We start from the raw sequence: 13,971 nt of genomic DNA, 5'->3' as shown, positions 1-13,971 counted from the left end.
CGAGTCGGTAGGGTCCCATGGCATGGCCATCGATCCCAGTGCGATCCTCCAGGGTCGCGCCCCCGGGCGTGCCCCCGTCGGAGTGATCGTCGGGATCGTCTTCGCCTCGGTCTGCCTGCTGCTCGTCCTGGCGTTCGACGCCGTCACGGGCGGGGCGTCGTTCGTCGTGGGGCTGCTGCTGGCGCTGCTGCCGGTCGCGGTGTGGCTGCCGCTGGTGCTCGCGCTGGACCGGCTGGAGCCGGAACCGCCCAACGCGCTGATCTTCGCGTTCCTGTGGGGCGCGGGCGTTGCCGCGCTGTTCGCGAGCATCCTGAACACGCTGGGGCTGTCGCTGCTCACCGAGACCGAGCTCACGGGCGAGGAGGAGGGCTGGTACCTCGTCGCGACCTTCGGCGCGCCGGTGGTCGAGGAGCTGCTCAAGGGCGCCGTCCTGTTCGGCATGCTGTGGTGGCGGCGGCAGGAGCTGAACGGTGCCACCGACGGCGTCATCTATGCCGCGATGGTGGGGCTCGGCTTCGCCGCGACGGAGAACGTCCAGTACTTCATCGACGCCCTCGAGTCGGACCAGCTCGGCTACGTGTTCGTGCTGCGGGCCGTCGTCTCGCCGCTGCTGCACCCGTTGTGCACGGCGATGACGGGAATCGGCGTCGCGGTCGCGGCCCTGGCGGGACCGGGCCGGCTGCGCCGCACGGCGCCCCTGTGGGGTCTGCTCGGCGCGATCGCCCTCCACAGCCTGTGGAACGGCTCCACGAAGTTCGGCCTGGTCGGCCTCGGGTTCGCCTACCTGGTCGGATTCGTCGTGCTGATCGTGCTGGTCGTGATCCTGGCCCGCGACCGGCGCCGGATCGTCCAGCTCATCGAGCACTACCTGCCGCTGTACGGGCCGGTGGGCATCGTGACCCACGACGACCTGCGCATGCTGTCCAGCCTGCCGGGCCGCCGGGCGGCCCGCCGCTGGGCCCGGGCGGCGGGCGGCCGCGGGGCGGAGCGCGCCATGACCGACTACCAGCAGGCCGCCACCGAGCTCGCGCTGCTGCACCAGCGGGCGGGCGCCCAGCGCGACCTGGACCCGCACGGCCTGGAGCAGCAGCGGCAGTACCTGGTGTGGGTCATGCAGCAGGCGCGGGCCACGTTCGTCGCCCGGCTGCCGCGCCCGCCGGCGTCACCCTGGGGCGCGACGGGCTTCGGCCCGCCCGCCCAACCGTGACGTGTCAGACGTACAGGTCCCTCTGGTGACCTGTACGTCTGACACGTGGGGTCAGGCCCCGACCAGGTCCACGACCAGTGCGCGCAGCAGCGCCGTGCGGTCGGCGATCCGGTCCACGAGCACGTGCTCGTCGTCGGCGTGCGCTCCGCCGCCCACGGCGCCGAGCCCGTCGAGGGTGGGCGTGCCCACGCCCGCGGTGAAGTTGCCGTCGGACGCCCCGCCCACGGCCACGCCGGTGAGCGCGGGCAGCCCGGCCTCCTCCGCGAGGCGGGAGGCCCGGGCGAACAGGTCCGCGGACAGCTCCCGCTCCAGCGGCGGCCGGTTGATCCCGCCCTCGATCTCCAGCGCGGCGCCGGGCAGCACGGGCTCCAGCGCCCGCAGGGCGGCGTCGACCCGCTCCTGCTCGGCGACCGACCGCGCGCGGACGTCCACCGCGACCGATGCCTCGGCCGGGACCGTGTTGCGCGTGGTACCCCCGGCGGCAACCGTCGGCACCACCGTCGTGCCGAGCGCCGGGTCGCCCAGGGCCGCGATCGCGAGCACCTGGTGCGCCAGCTCGACCGAGGCGTTCACGCCCTTCTCGGGCTCCAGGCCCGCGTGCGCGGCCCGGCCCTTGACCACCACGCGGTAGATCGAGGTGCCCTTGCGCTCCAGCTTGAGCGCGCCGCCGTCGGCGGAGGCCTCCAGCACGAGCGCGGCCGCCGCCCCGCGCGCCTCGTCCTCGATCAGGGCCTGGGACGACGGCGAGCCGAGCTCCTCGTCACCCGTCACCAGCAGCGTGACGCCGGAGCGGTCCTCCAGGGACCCCAGCACGTGCAGCGCCATGGCCAGGCCGGTCTTCATGTCGAAGCAGCCGGGACCGCGCAGCACGCCGTCCGCGATGCCGAACGGGTGCGTGCGCAGCGTGCCCAGCGGCCACACCGTGTCGTGGTGCGCGAGCACCAGCACCCGGGTGGGGCCGCCGAGCCGCCACCTCAGGTGGATGCCGAGCCGTTCGGGCGGGACGCCGAGGTGCGCCGTGCCGAGCCGGGCCACCAGGTCGGCGGACCGGGCCAGCGCGGCCGGGTCCTCCGACGGCGACTCGCACTCGACCAGGGTCCGGAGGTCCTCGATCAGTGCGTCGGTGTCAGGTCGGGCGGGAGTCTCGTGGAAGGGCATGAGGGCACGGTATCCGCCGGGCCTGATCCGGCCGCCCGGCCGCCCGGCGGCTCAGAGCGCCCGGCTCAGAGCGCCCGGCTCAGAGCGAGAGCAGCCGCAGCACCAGGGCCGCCGCCGAGAGCAGCATCAGGGCACCCGTCGGGCCCACGCCGGCCCAGTCCTTGGCGCGGACGTGCGTGACGACGGCGCCGAGGAAGTACAGGACGAAGCATCCGGTGGCCGCGATGCCGATCGGCGCCCACCAGATCCCGGCGAGGGTGCCGAGCGCTCCGGCGACGAGCAGCGAGCCGAGCACGGGGATGAGCCGCCGCGGCACACCGAGCTTGGTGGTGAGCGGCTCGACGACCTGCGGGTTGCCCGTCAGCTTGCCGTACCCGCTGAACGCGGTGGCCAGGATCAGGAGCGACGAGACGATGACAGAAGCGACGAACACGGGTCCTCCGGGGGACGACGGCCGGGTGGTGTCCGGCGCGACCAGGGCATCCGTCCGGACGCCTCCCGCATCGTCCGGTACCCGGCGGGCCTTGCCAAGGGCCGGGTTAGCGACTAACCATTGGTAAGTGACTTCTGGGACGACCACCGACCGGAACGTGTCCGAGGACGAGTGCGGGCTCTTCCAGCGCACCCTCGAACGCGCGGGACGACGCTGGTCGGGGGCGATCCTCTACGCCGGGGTCGCCGGCGCACGACGCTTCGTCGAGTACCGCCGCTACGTGCGCGGCATCTCCGACCGGGTCCTGACCCAGCGGCTGCGGGAGCTGGAACGGCAGGGGTTCATCACGCGCGAGGTGGTGCCGACCATGCCGGTGCAGATCCTGTACACGCCCACCCCGGCGGGGGCCGAGCTCGTCGCCGCGCTCCGGCCCCTCGCCGAGTGGGGAGCCCGGCACCCGTCCGTCCTCGACCAGGAGGACGACCACTAGGCCCTGCGCAGGCCCAGCGCGATGACGGCGCCCACCACCACGTGCTCGGCCACCAGGAGCGCCACCGACGCCGGCGTCGTGCCCGAGGCCGCGCCCAGGAGCGACACCAGCAGGGCCACGCCGCACAGCACGAGCCACGCCACCTCGCCGCCGCCCTTCGCGACGCGTCCGACGACGGCCCGCGCGCCCCAGCCGGCGAACCCGGCCACCAGCGCGGCGGCCAGGGCCGCGACGACGGTCACGGGCTGGACGCTCGCCCCGGTCCGTGCCTCGGGGTCGACGCCGAGCGTCGTACCGATGAGCCACACCACGACGGCGGCCGCCGCGGCGGCGAACGGCACCACCCAGGCGGGCCAGGGACTGCGGGTCACCAGGTTCTCGGCCATGACGTCTCCTCACTCCTCGGCGCGTCCGTCGCGCCTGGTCACAGCCTTCTCGACCGGGCCGGTCGCGACATCCGTCCGTGGTACCGAGCCGGGTCACCCTTCGGTAGCGGCACCCCCGACCTTGGTCGGTGTCCGGCGCCGCGCGCCGTGCGTAGTGTCACCGCCATGACAGGCGAACCGCGGGACTGCCTACCCGACGACCCAGTGCGCCCCCGACGGCGTTCCGTGGTCGGGGCCATGCTGCTGCTCGGGACCCTGACCCTCGCGACGGTGCTGTCCCGCCGTCCGGGCGGACCCGAGGCGCTGCCCCTGGAGCTCCTGGACCTGACGGTCGCGGTTGTCTCTCTGGCCCTGCTGCCGCTGATGTGGGCCCGCCGGTCGGTCCCCGTCGCGCTCACGCTGGCGGCGCTGTCGGTGCTCTCGCCGGGCGCGACGCCGGCGGCGACGTCGGGCGTGCTGCTGATCGCCCGGTGGTCGCCGCTGCGCACGGCGGTCCTCGTCGCCGCGGCGAGCACGGCGGCGCATGCGGTGCAGGGCCTGTGGCGGCCGCCGTCGTTCCCCCTGGGCTGGTGGCTCCTGTGCGACGTCGCCGTGCACGCCGCGCTGCTCGGCTGGGGCGCCTACCTGCAGGCGCGCGCCCAGCTCCTCGCCGACCTGCGGGCCCGCGCCCGCCGCGCCGAGGCCGACCGCGAGCAGGCGCTGGAGACGGCCCGGTCCGGGGAGCGCAACCGGATCGCCGCCGAGATGCACGACGCCCTCGGGCACCGGCTGTCGCTGCTGGCCGCCACCGCGGGCGCCGTCGAGTACCGCCCGGACGCGCCCCCGGAGCAGCTCGCCGCCGCGGCCGGGCGGGTGCGCACCGGGGCCGCGGAGGCCCTGGAGGACCTGCGACAGCTCGTGCGGCTCCTGCGCGGCGGGTCGGACCGGCTGGCCCCGCCGCCCACGCTCCTCGACATCCCGGGGCTGGTGGACGCGGCCCGGTCCGTGGGCGCCGCCGTGACGCTCGACCAGACCGACGAACGGGCGTCCACCACGCCCGGCGACGCCGAGCCCTCGCCCGCGGTCGCCGTCGCCGCCTACCGCGTGGTCCAGGAGGGCCTGACCAACGCCCGCCGGCACGCGCCGGGCGCGGCCGTCCGGGTCACGGTGACCACGCGCGCGGACGAGGTCCGGGTCGTCGTTGCGGACGACGGCCCGGAGCGCGCCCCCGACGGCGCGCCCGGGACCGGCCTGGTCGGCCTGCGCGAACGGGTGGAGCTGCTCGACGGCACGCTCGACGCAGGCCGCTCACCTGCTGGTTTCACGCTGGAGGCCCGGATACCGTGGGCCTGATGGAGACCCGCCTCGTGATCGTCGACGACGACGCGCTGGTCCGCGCGGGCCTGCGCCTCATGCTCGACGGCGCCGAGGGCATCCGCGTGGTCGGCGAGGCCCCCGACGGCGGGGACGTGGCGGAGGTGCTCGACGCCCACCCGGCCGACGTCGTGCTCATGGACCTGCGCATGCCCGGCGTCGACGGGATCGAGGCCACCCGCCGGGTGCGGGCCCGGCCCTCGCCGCCGGCCGTCGTCGTGCTCACGACCTTCGACACCGACACCGAGGTGGTGGGCGCGCTCCGCGCCGGGGCCGCGGGGTACCTGCTCAAGGACATGCCGCCCGCGCGGATCGCCGCGGCGGTGCGCGCGGCGGCCGACGGCGAGCCCGTGCTCGCGCCGGACATCGCCCGCCGCCTGATGGAGACCGTCGCCGCCGGGGGTGGCGAGGCGCGGGACGCCCGGAGCGCCCTGGACCGGCTCACGAGCCGGGAGCGCGACGTCGCCGTCGAGATCGGGCGGGGCTCGTCCAATGCGGAGATCGGACGACGGCTCTACCTCAGCGTCCCGACCGTGAAGGCGCACGTCTCGAGCGTGCTGGTGAAGCTGGGCGTGGAGAACCGCACCCAGGTGGCGCTGCTCGTCCAGCAGGCCGGCGCGGCCTGAGACTGCCGGGTCAGGCGCGCAGCCCCAGGAACTCCGCCACCCGGTCCGACGCCGGCGCGGTGCGCAGCTCCTCCGGCGCGGCCACCTGGAGCAGCCGCCCCCGGTCCATGACCCCGACCCGGTCGGCCACCGCGGAGGCCTCGGCGTGGTCGTGCGTCACGAACACGGCGGTGGTCCCGGTCTCGACGAGCGCCGCCCGCACCTCGCCCGCCAGGCGTTCGCGGAGCTGCCGGTCGAGCGCGGACAGCGGCTCGTCGAGCAGCAGCAGCCGGGGCCGCGGCGCCAGGGCGCGCGCGAGGGCGACCCGCTGCTGCTCCCCGCCGGACAGCGTGGGGACCGCCCGCTGCTCGTACCCGGCGAGGCCCACGAGCTCCAGCAGCTCCGTGACGCGCGCGTCCCGTTCCGGGCGGGTGAGCGGCAGGGTCTCCAGCCCGTAGGCCACGTTGCGCCGCACGTCCCGGTGCGGAAAGAGCTGGCCGTCCTGGAACATCAGCCCGAACCGGCGCCGGTGCACCGGCAGCCGGCCGACGTCGGCGCCGTCGTACAGCACCTGCCCGCCCGCCAGCGGTTCCAGCCCCGCCACGGCGCGCAGCAGGGAGGACTTGCCGCACCCGCTCGGCCCGAGCAGCGCCAGCACCTCGCCTGGCGCCACGGTCAGCGAGACGCCGTCCACCGCCGTCACGCCGGCCGCGCCGGTCTCGTACCGGACCGAGACGTCCCGGATCTCCAGCCCCGCCATCAGAACTCTCCTCCCGCGCGGTCGTCGCGCAGTCGCTCCGCCACCATCATCACGGTCGCGGTCAGCGCGGCGAGCACCACGGACGCCGCGAGCGCCATACCGTAGTTCTCCGCCCCGGGCCGCCCGATGAGGCGGTAGATCACGACCGGGAGGGTGGCGCCGTCGGGCCGCGCGAGGAACGACGTGGCGCCGAACTCGCCGAGCGACACCGCGAACGCGAACCCGGTGGCCAGCCCGACCGACCGCAGGGCGATCGGCAGGTCCACGGTACGCAGCACGCGCCCCGGGCCGGAGCCCAGCACGGCGGCGACCTCCCGCAGGCGGGGGTCGATCGCCCGGAGCACCGGCAGCACGGTGCGCACGACGAGCGGTACGGCGACGACGGCCTGGGCCACGGGTACGAGCAGCCCGGAGGTGCGCAGGTCCAGGCCGAGCACGGGCTGGTCCATGGTGATCAGGAACCCGAAGCCGACGGTCACCGCGGACACGCCCAGCGGCAGCATGAACAGCCCGTCGAGCGTGCCGATGGCGCGGCGCGCGCCCACGGATCGGGGCCGCCGGGACACGACGAGCGCCACGAGACCGCCCACGACCAGGGCGATCAGGGTGGCGGTCAGCGCGATCCGCAGCGAGGTCGCGGTGGCCTCCCACACGGTCACGACGAGCGCGTTCCGCTCGCCGGTGGTGCCGAGCGCCAGGTAGTTGCCCGGGCCCCAGGACCCGTCCGGCTCCCGGAACGAGCGGACGACCAGCCCGGCGAGCGGCAGCGCGACGAGCCCGGCGACGATCGCGGTGCCCGCGAGGGCCGCGCCCACGTCGGCGGGCGAGCGCCAGGACAGCGGACGTGCCGAGCGCCGCGCGGAGACGAGGTGCAGCGCGGCCTCGCGCCGCCGGCGGGCGCGCGCGGACACGGCCAGGGCCGCGGTGATGACGACGAGCTGCAGGATCGACAGCACGGAGGCGGACCGCAGGTCGAGGAACTGGGTGGTGCGGGTCCAGATCTCGGTCTCGATGGTGCCGTACCGCACGCCGCCGAGCACCAGCACCACCCCGAACGCCGTGGCGCAGAACAGGAACACGACCGACGCGGCCGACGTGATCGCGGGCGCGAGCGACGGCAGCGTGACCGTCCGGAACACGCGGGCCGGACCGGCGCCGAGCGAGGCCGCTGCCTCCTCGGCCCGGGGATCGAGGCGCTCCCAGAGCCCGCCCACGGTGCGCACCACCACGGACACGTTGAAGAAGACGAGCGCGACGACGATCCCGGCGAGCGACTCCTCCAGCCCGAGGAACCCGAGCGCGCCGCTCGGCGCGAACAGTGCGCGGAACGCCACGCCGACCACCACGGCGGGCAGCACGAACGGCACGGTCACCAGCCCGCGCGCCAGGCTGCGCCCGGCGAACGACCGTCGGTACAGGAGGTAGGCGAGCGGCAGGCCGAGCAGCACCGAGAACGCCGTGCCGAGCACGGCCTGGGTGAGCGTGAGCCCCACGAGCCGCCACGTGCGCGGGCGGGTGAGCACCTCGACGAACCCGGTGAGGTCGAGCGCGCCGTCGGGCACGAACCCGCGGACCACGAGCGCCGCCACCGGCCACGCGAAGAAGACCGCGAGGAAGCCGAGGGGGACGGCGACCGCTGCCCCCCAGAGCAGGGGCGCGGGCCGGAGGCCGTGCCCCCTGCTCCCGGTCAGGCTCGGGCTCCGGCTCCACCCGTGGTGGGCTGAGCCTGCGGCTCCGCGCCTCCGGCTCAGCCCACGACTGTCTCGGTCCACCGTTCGATCCACTCGTCGCGGTGCTCGCTCACGTCGGCCGGGTCCACCTCGAACGGGGCGTCGGCCTGGGGCGCGAACTTCTGCCAGTCGGCGGGCAGCTCCACGGCGGCGTCGGCCGGGTACATGTACATCGACTCCGGCAGGGCGGCCTGGACGTCGTGCGTGAGCAGGAAGTCCACCAGCGCCCGGGCGCCCTCCGGGTTGTCCGACCCCGCGAGCACGCCCGCGTACTCGACCTGCCGGAAGCACGTCTCCAGCAGCGCACTGGTGGTCGACTCCGAGCCGTCCTCGCTCACCGTGAACGCCGGCGACGTCGCGTAGGACAGCGCGAGGGGCCGCTCGCCGCCCTCGCCCGCCCCGGAGAAGTCGACGTAGTAGGCGTCCTCCCACGAGTCGGCGACCTTGACGCCGTTGTCCACCAGCGAGGCCCAGTAGTCCTCGAACCCGTCCTCGCCGAACGCCCCGATCGTCGCCAGCAGGAACGCGAGCCCCGGGGACGACGTCGCCGGGTTGGTCACCACGAGCAGGTCCTTGTACTGCGGGTCGGCCAGGTCCTCCAGCGTCGTCGGCACGTCGAGGCCCGACTCCTCGAACCAGGCCTCGTCGGCGTTCACGCAGACGTCGCCCTGGTCGACGGGCGTGAGCGCCCCGCCGAGCTGCTCGGCCCCCTCCGGGAGGTCGGCGGGCGTGTACTCCTCGACCACGCCCGCCTCCAGCGCGCGGGAGGCGAACGTGTTGTCGATGCCGAACACGGCGTCCCCGAGCGGGGCGTCCTTGGTCAGCACGAGCTGGTTCACCAGCGTGCCGGCGTCGCCCGCGGCGCTGACCTCGACCGTCGTGCCGGACTCCTGCTCGAACTGGTCGATCAGCTTCTCGTCGAGCGCCCAGGAGTCGTGGGTCACCAGCGTCACGGTCCCCGGGTCGCCCGCGCCGGACGCGTCGTCGCCGGAGCCGGAGCCGCCGGAGCAGCCGGCGAGCAGCAGTGCCGCCGACAGCGCGACCGCGACGGTAGGGATGGTGCCCCCGTGGGCACCGGAAAGACGCGACATCGTTCCTCCGACTTCCTCCGCCGGTGTTACCCGGATCAGGTTCAAGGGTCTGCGGCTCTCCGCACTCTCAGCGCCATCGGGGCGCTCCCCTGTCGTTTCCATGCAGCCTAGTCGGCCCGCGAGGGCTACGGTGTGGAGGTGGCCAAGATTGAGACGGAACAGACACTCGCCGAGAAGGTCGGCACTCTCGCCCTGACGCTCGCGGCCGGCTGGGTCGCGCAGAAGGCCGTCAGCATGATCTGGAAGGGCGTGACGGGCAACGACGCGCCGAACAAGCCGGACGACCCCGAGCTCGACATGGTGCAGGCGACCGTGTTCGCGGCCGTCGCCGCCGGGACCGCGGTGTTCGCCAAGCGGCTCGCCGCGAAGGGCGCGCACCGCGCCGCGGTGCGGATCGCCGCACGGCGCAGCGCCGTGTGAGGGCATGACACCCTGGTGCCGTGAGCTTCACGCACCTCGATGACCGCGGCCAGGCCCGCATGGTCGACGTCACCGCCAAGCAGCCGACCGTCCGCTCGGCGACGGCCTCGGGCCTCGTCCGCTGCGCCCCCGCCGTCGTCCAGGCCCTGCGCGAAGGCGCCGTGCCCAAGGGCGACGTGCTGGCCGTGGCCCGCGTCGCGGGCATCGCCGCGGCCAAGAAGACGCCGGACCTGCTGCCGCTGGCCCACGTGATCGGCGTGCACGGCGCGGCGGTGGACCTGGAGGTGACCGACGACGGCGTCGTCGTCACCGCGACCGTCCGCACGGCCGACCGCACCGGCGTCGAGATGGAGGCGCTCACCGCCGTCGCGGTCGCCGGCCTGGCCGTGATCGACATGGTGAAGGGCCTGGACAAGTCGGTCTCGCTCGCGGACGTGCGGCTGGAGCGCAAGACGGGCGGCAAGTCGGGCGACTGGGTGCGTGCCGAGTGATCACGGTCCGCTACTTCGCCGGCGCCCGGGAGGCCGCGGGGCGCACCACCGAACAGCTCGACGGCCCGACGTCGGTCGCCGCCCTCCGCGGTGCCCTCGCCGCCGCCCACCCGGCCCTCGGTGACGTGCTGCCGAAGTGTGCGCTGCTGGTCGCGGGCGCCCGCGCCACGGCGGACGAGGCGACCGTCCCGGACGGCGTCACGGTCGACGTGCTCCCGCCCTTCGCGGGCGGCTGACGCCCGGCCGGCGGGCCGCTGGCGCCTGACGGCACGAGTTCCGGCGGTGCTACCCCGGCACGGGAGCCGGGTGGTCGCCGCCGTCGAGCTGGGAGCGGACGTGCGGCCAGAGGCCGAGCACCACGTCGAGGCCGTCCCGCACGCCCCCGGACGACCCGGGCAGGTTCACCACGAGCGCCCGCGCCCCGGTCGCGGACCGGGCCACGCCCACCAGCCCTCGCGAGAGCGCCGCGGTGGGGATGCCCGCGCCGGTGCCCCGCTGCCGCACGGCCTCGGCGACGCCCGGTACCTCGTAGTCCAGCACCTCGCGCGTGCCCTCGGGCGTGAGGTCGCGAGGCGTGATCCCCGTGCCCCCGGTGGTCACCACCAGACGAGCGCCGGCGTCGAGCACGGTCCGCAGCACGTCACGGACCGGCTCGACGCCGTCGGGTACCAGATGGGTGACCAGGTCGGTGAACCCCGCCTCACGCAGGATCCGCGCCGCCGTGGGACCGGAACGGTCCTCGGCCTCGCCGCGGGCACAGCGGTCGGAGACGGTGATCACCGCTACCTGGTCGGACGTCATGCCGACACGCTATCGGCCTCCGGCTTCTCGCTCACGGCGGCCTCCTCGGCCAGGGCCTTGCGGTGCGCCCGCACGGACCAGACGACGGCGGCGGCCCAGCCCAGCCAGATCACCACGTAGATCGGGATCTTGACCGGGTCGGAGGCGGCGATCCAGTCGCTGTTGAGCAGCGTGCGCGAGTTGGTGAGCACGATGACGCCACCCACGAGCGAGCCCAGGATGCGCGGCGGCACCAGGCGGACCAGCCAGGCCGCGATCGGCGCCGCAATCAGGCCACCGATGAGCAGGGCGAGCACCCAGGTGAAGTCGATGCCCTCGCCGCTGAGGCCGACGAAGAAGCCGACGCTGGCGGCGACCGCCACCAGGAACTCGCTGGTGTCGATCGAGCCGATCACCTTGCGCGGCTCCAGGCGGCCGCTCGCGAGGATCGCGGGCGTGCCGACGGGGCCCCAGCCGCCGCCACCGGTGGCGTCGAAGAAGCCGGCCACCAGGCCGAGCGGAGCAAGGAACCGCTTGCGCAGCGGCTTGTCCGAGCGGGTCGGGAGGCCCTGCACCGTGAAGCGCAGCAGCACGTAGAGGCCCAGCAGGAGCAGGATCACCGACATGACCGGTCCGGCGACCTCCGTCGACAGCGACGAGAGGAACGTGGCGCCGGCGAACGCGCCGATCGCGCCGGGGATGCCGATCTTGGCGACGACCTTCCAGTCCACGTTGCCGAAGCGCCAGTGGGAGGCGCCGGACGCAAGGGTCGTACCGATCTCCGCGAGGTGCACGGTCGCCGACGCGGCGGCGGGGTTGGTGCCGATAGCCAGCAGAAGCGTCGTGGAGGTGACGCCGTAGGCCATGCCCAGACTGCCGTCCACCAGCTGCGCGCCGAGGCCGACGAGCGCCAGCAGGATCAGGGTTCTCATGGTCGTGACCTTCCAGGTCCGGGGGGATACGACACAGGGCCATGGCAAAGTCAGGCCCGCGTCAAGGTAACCACCTAACCCGGTCGGAAACAACAAGCATCTCAGAGATCGGATAACCGTGCACGGGAAGGTCGGGTGAAAGTCCCGCGGTCCGTCGGAGTTCAGCCAGACCGGGTGCGGCCGAGCGTCAACGTCCGGTCAGGTTCAGGAGTTCGACCAGGCCGAGTCGCCCTCGGTCAGCGCGCGGACCTCGTCCGGCAGCGCGCCGCTCACGAGGTCCGCGAGGGACACGGCCTCCAGCACCGCGCGCACGTTGGCCCGCAGCGCCACCCACACGTGCAGGAGCGGCGCGGCCGCCCCCTGGAACTCCAGGTCGGACGGCCGGTTGCCGCGGACGAAGACCAGCGGCCCGTCCACGGCACGCACCACGTCGGCGATGGTGATCGAGTCGGCCGGCCGGGCGAGACGGTACCCACCGCCGGCGCCACGGTGGCTGGTGACGAGCCCGTCGCGACGCAGGTCGCTCAGGATCCCCTCCAGGAAGCGGTGCGGGATGTCCTGCGCCCGGGCCAGGGCCTCGGCGCGGACAGGCCCGTCGTGATCGGCCGCCGCCAGCTCGGCGGCGGCACGGACGGCGTAGTCGGCTCGTGCGGAGATCCTCATGGCCCCATTGTCTCCCGCCCGCCGCGCCGACACGCACGACGCCCTGGACGCGCCCCGCCCGTGCGCCGTCGTCAGGCCAGGATCCGGCCCGCCTTCTGGGCCGACGCCGCGAACGACCCCGTGAGCGGGAGCTCCGGCAGGATCACCGCCTGGGCTGCGTGGTAGACGTCGGGCTTGCCCACCCAGGTGAGCCCGGACGGGCGGTTCTCGGTGTCGAGCTCGTGGTGCCACGACCCGTGCTCGGCGTCGACGAGGTGCTCTCGGATCCAGGCCCACCACTCGCGCTCGAGCTCGGCGTAGCGCTCGTCCCCGGTGACGCGCGCCAGCACGTTTGCCGTGGCGGTCCCCTCGGCCGCCACCCAGTGGAAGCGCCGTGGCTCGACGGGCGTGCCGGCCCAGTCCGTCGTGTAGACGAACCCGCCTCCGCCCTCGCCGTCCCAGCCGTCCGTCACTGCACGGTCGAAGAGCGCGGCGGCGGCCGCGGTCCGGCGGCCGGGTGTGCCCGCCTCGGCGTCGATCTGCAGCAGCAGGCGGGCCCACTCGAGCCCGTGCCCCGGCGTCGCGCCGTAGGGCTTGAACTGGTCGCGGGGCCGGTCCGCGTTGTACTCGAGGAGCGGGTTCCAGTCCGCGTCGAAGTGCTCGGGGATCCGCCAGTCGTTGGCCTCGGCCCAGGCGACGACCTGGTCACCGATCGCCGACGCCCGCTCCAGCCACAGCCCGTCCCCGGTCGCGGCGTGCGCCGCGAGCAGGGCCTCGACGGAGTGCATGTTCGCGTTCACGCCCCGGTAGTCCGACGCGGACAGCCAGTCGCGCGACCGCTCGTCCAGGTGCAGGTTCCGCTCGGGCTCCCAGAACCGCGCGTCGAGCACCGCGAGGGCCTCGGTGAGCAGCTCCGACGCGCCGGCGATGCCGGCCACCTTGCCGGTCGAGGCCGCGAGCACCACGAACGCGTGCGCGTAGGCCTCCTTGGTACCGACGAGCTCGTCACCCTCACCACGTGCGGCCAGCCACCCGCCGAACTCGGCGTCGGCCAGCACCTCGCGCAGCCCGGTGAGGGCGCGCGTCGCGTACTCCTCCGCTCCGGTCACGCCCAGCAGGTGCCCGACGGCGAAGGTGTGCGCCATACGTGCCGTGATCCACGTCTCGACAGGGTGGGAGCCGTCCGGGCGACCCTCGTCGTCGAGCCAGCACGCGGCGCCGTCCGCGCGGATCGAGGCCTCGGCGAAACGCAGCAGCGAGACGAAATGGTCGCGGCGCCACGCCGCGTCGGCGCTGCTTGCGGGCTGGGTGCTGGTGGAGCCCGCGGCAGTGCGGGTGGTGTCTGCGTTCACACCGCCACGATAGCCGCGGCCGCTGTGCGGCCCGCAACCTGCCTGAGTGCCGGACGGCCGGCTGCGGTGGTCGTGTGTCGTCCGGGAATGCCGAGAGGGGGTGGGAGTCGGTCGCTGTTGCGACTGCTCCCACCCCCTGTC

The 13,971-nt window shown here is 74.6% G+C and carries 17 protein-coding genes and 1 riboswitch; of the genes, 7 read left to right on the top strand and 10 right to left on the bottom strand.

Features of this window, described 5'->3' with window-relative positions; all coding sequences use genetic code 11:
* Positions 1-22: 22 nt before the first annotated feature.
* Positions 23-1,207, top strand: coding sequence for a PrsW family intramembrane metalloprotease (locus QRN56_RS24750; protein WP_285107793.1), 1,185 nt, complete (start codon positions 23-25; stop codon positions 1,205-1,207).
* Between the two features lie 51 nt (positions 1,208-1,258).
* On the opposite strand, the gene QRN56_RS24745 is transcribed toward QRN56_RS24750, so the two are convergent.
* Both QRN56_RS24745 and QRN56_RS24740 read right to left on the bottom strand, forming a co-directional pair.
* On the bottom strand, positions 1,259-2,365 hold the full coding sequence (locus QRN56_RS24745) for a M20 family metallopeptidase (RefSeq protein WP_285107791.1): 1,107 nt from the start codon (positions 2,363-2,365) through the stop codon (positions 1,259-1,261).
* A gap of 79 nt (positions 2,366-2,444) precedes the next feature.
* Positions 2,445-2,798 carry a DoxX family protein gene (locus QRN56_RS24740; protein ID WP_285107789.1) on the bottom strand — a complete coding sequence of 118 codons (354 nt, stop codon included), beginning with the start codon at positions 2,796-2,798 and terminating at the stop codon, positions 2,445-2,447.
* Positions 2,799-2,925: 127 nt separating this feature from the next.
* Here QRN56_RS24740 and QRN56_RS24735 point away from each other — a divergent pair, with 127 nt between their 5' ends.
* The gene (locus tag QRN56_RS24735; RefSeq protein ID WP_285107788.1) at positions 2,926-3,288 is read left to right on the top strand and encodes a winged helix-turn-helix transcriptional regulator; all 363 of its coding nucleotides are present in this window, start codon (positions 2,926-2,928) and stop codon (positions 3,286-3,288) included.
* Here the strand turns inward: QRN56_RS24735 and QRN56_RS24730 are convergent.
* Positions 3,285-3,674: a DUF6069 family protein gene (locus QRN56_RS24730; RefSeq protein WP_285107786.1), complete on the bottom strand. Its 390-nt coding sequence runs from the start codon at positions 3,672-3,674 to the stop codon at positions 3,285-3,287. The genes QRN56_RS24735 and QRN56_RS24730 overlap by 4 nt on opposite strands.
* A 165-nt stretch (positions 3,675-3,839) precedes the next feature.
* Here QRN56_RS24730 and QRN56_RS24725 point away from each other — a divergent pair, with 165 nt between their 5' ends.
* Both QRN56_RS24725 and QRN56_RS24720 read left to right on the top strand, forming a co-directional pair.
* Complete coding sequence (locus tag QRN56_RS24725) at positions 3,840-5,006, top strand: sensor histidine kinase (protein ID WP_285107785.1); 1,167 nt, start codon at positions 3,840-3,842, stop codon at positions 5,004-5,006.
* A complete protein-coding gene (locus QRN56_RS24720; RefSeq protein ID WP_285107783.1) occupies positions 5,006-5,653 on the top strand; it encodes a response regulator in 648 nt (215 codons plus the stop codon). Before QRN56_RS24725 ends, QRN56_RS24720 begins: the two co-directional genes overlap by 1 nt.
* A 10-nt stretch (positions 5,654-5,663) precedes the next feature.
* On the opposite strand, the gene QRN56_RS24715 is transcribed toward QRN56_RS24720, so the two are convergent.
* The 3 genes from QRN56_RS24715 to QRN56_RS24705 all read right to left on the bottom strand — a co-directional run bounded on the left by QRN56_RS24715 (position 5,664) and on the right by QRN56_RS24705 (position 9,213).
* Positions 5,664-6,392 (bottom strand): ABC transporter ATP-binding protein, encoded by a 729-nt coding sequence (locus tag QRN56_RS24715; RefSeq protein ID WP_350224610.1) that lies wholly within the window; start codon positions 6,390-6,392, stop codon positions 5,664-5,666.
* Entirely contained in the window at positions 6,392-8,083 is a 1,692-nt protein-coding gene (locus QRN56_RS24710; RefSeq protein WP_285107936.1) for an ABC transporter permease, read from the bottom strand. Before QRN56_RS24710 ends, QRN56_RS24715 begins: the two co-directional genes overlap by 1 nt.
* Positions 8,084-8,139: 56 nt before the next feature.
* Positions 8,140-9,213: a thiamine ABC transporter substrate-binding protein gene (locus QRN56_RS24705; protein WP_285107781.1), complete on the bottom strand. Its 1,074-nt coding sequence runs from the start codon at positions 9,211-9,213 to the stop codon at positions 8,140-8,142.
* A riboswitch (TPP riboswitch) is annotated at positions 9,209-9,314 on the bottom strand. (Overlaps the previous gene by 5 nt.)
* A 37-nt stretch (positions 9,315-9,351) precedes the next feature.
* Here QRN56_RS24705 and QRN56_RS24700 point away from each other — a divergent pair.
* Genes QRN56_RS24700 through QRN56_RS24690 form a run of 3 tightly spaced genes read left to right on the top strand, consistent with a single transcriptional unit; the run spans position 9,352 to position 10,360 of the window.
* Positions 9,352-9,633 (top strand): DUF4235 domain-containing protein, encoded by a 282-nt coding sequence (locus QRN56_RS24700; protein WP_285107780.1) that lies wholly within the window; start codon positions 9,352-9,354, stop codon positions 9,631-9,633.
* A 20-nt stretch (positions 9,634-9,653) separates the two neighbouring features.
* Positions 9,654-10,124 carry a cyclic pyranopterin monophosphate synthase MoaC gene (moaC, locus tag QRN56_RS24695; RefSeq protein ID WP_285107779.1) on the top strand — a complete coding sequence of 157 codons (471 nt, stop codon included), beginning with the start codon at positions 9,654-9,656 and terminating at the stop codon, positions 10,122-10,124.
* Positions 10,121-10,360 (top strand): MoaD/ThiS family protein, encoded by a 240-nt coding sequence (locus tag QRN56_RS24690; RefSeq protein ID WP_285107778.1) that lies wholly within the window; start codon positions 10,121-10,123, stop codon positions 10,358-10,360. The genes moaC and QRN56_RS24690 overlap by 4 nt, the downstream gene beginning before the upstream one ends.
* A 49-nt stretch (positions 10,361-10,409) precedes the next feature.
* Here QRN56_RS24690 and QRN56_RS24685 read toward each other — a convergent pair whose 3' ends face one another.
* From QRN56_RS24685 to QRN56_RS24670, 4 genes are all read right to left on the bottom strand, one after another.
* A complete protein-coding gene (locus QRN56_RS24685) occupies positions 10,410-10,925 on the bottom strand; it encodes a MogA/MoaB family molybdenum cofactor biosynthesis protein (protein WP_285107776.1) in 516 nt (171 codons plus the stop codon).
* Positions 10,922-11,836: a sulfite exporter TauE/SafE family protein gene (locus QRN56_RS24680; RefSeq protein WP_285107774.1), complete on the bottom strand. Its 915-nt coding sequence runs from the start codon at positions 11,834-11,836 to the stop codon at positions 10,922-10,924. Before QRN56_RS24680 ends, QRN56_RS24685 begins: the two co-directional genes overlap by 4 nt.
* Before the next feature lie 204 nt (positions 11,837-12,040).
* The gene (locus QRN56_RS24675; RefSeq protein WP_285107772.1) at positions 12,041-12,499 is read right to left on the bottom strand and encodes an RrF2 family transcriptional regulator; all 459 of its coding nucleotides are present in this window, start codon (positions 12,497-12,499) and stop codon (positions 12,041-12,043) included.
* A 71-nt stretch (positions 12,500-12,570) separates the two neighbouring features.
* Positions 12,571-13,830, bottom strand: coding sequence for an AGE family epimerase/isomerase (locus tag QRN56_RS24670; RefSeq protein WP_285107769.1), 1,260 nt, complete (start codon positions 13,828-13,830; stop codon positions 12,571-12,573).
* Positions 13,831-13,971 lie beyond the last annotated feature (141 nt).

This window comes from Promicromonospora sp. MEB111 (assembly GCF_030209445.1).
In the GTDB taxonomy this organism is placed as follows: Bacteria; Actinomycetota; Actinomycetes; order Actinomycetales; family Cellulomonadaceae; genus Promicromonospora.
Note: the sequence above shows the minus strand (reverse complement) of the source record. Positions and strands in the feature narration are given on the sequence as shown.

Coding starts and splice junctions, on each gene's coding strand:
- QRN56_RS24680 (WP_285107774.1), bottom strand. CDS start 11,836: ATGAGAACCCTGATCCTGCTGGCGCTCGTCGGCCTCGGCGCGCAGCTG.
- QRN56_RS24725 (WP_285107785.1), top strand. CDS start 3,840: ATGACAGGCGAACCGCGGGACTGCCTACCCGACGACCCAGTGCGCCCC.
- QRN56_RS24685 (WP_285107776.1), bottom strand. CDS start 10,925: ATGACGTCCGACCAGGTAGCGGTGATCACCGTCTCCGACCGCTGTGCC.
- QRN56_RS24675 (WP_285107772.1), bottom strand. CDS start 12,499: ATGAGGATCTCCGCACGAGCCGACTACGCCGTCCGTGCCGCCGCCGAG.
- QRN56_RS24745 (WP_285107791.1), bottom strand. CDS start 2,365: ATGCCCTTCCACGAGACTCCCGCCCGACCTGACACCGACGCACTGATC.
- QRN56_RS24720 (WP_285107783.1), top strand. CDS start 5,006: ATGGAGACCCGCCTCGTGATCGTCGACGACGACGCGCTGGTCCGCGCG.
- QRN56_RS24730 (WP_285107786.1), bottom strand. CDS start 3,674: ATGGCCGAGAACCTGGTGACCCGCAGTCCCTGGCCCGCCTGGGTGGTG.
- QRN56_RS24715 (WP_350224610.1), bottom strand. CDS start 6,392: ATGGCGGGGCTGGAGATCCGGGACGTCTCGGTCCGGTACGAGACCGGC.
- QRN56_RS24750 (WP_285107793.1), top strand. CDS start 23: ATGGCCATCGATCCCAGTGCGATCCTCCAGGGTCGCGCCCCCGGGCGT.
- QRN56_RS24705 (WP_285107781.1), bottom strand. CDS start 9,213: ATGTCGCGTCTTTCCGGTGCCCACGGGGGCACCATCCCTACCGTCGCG.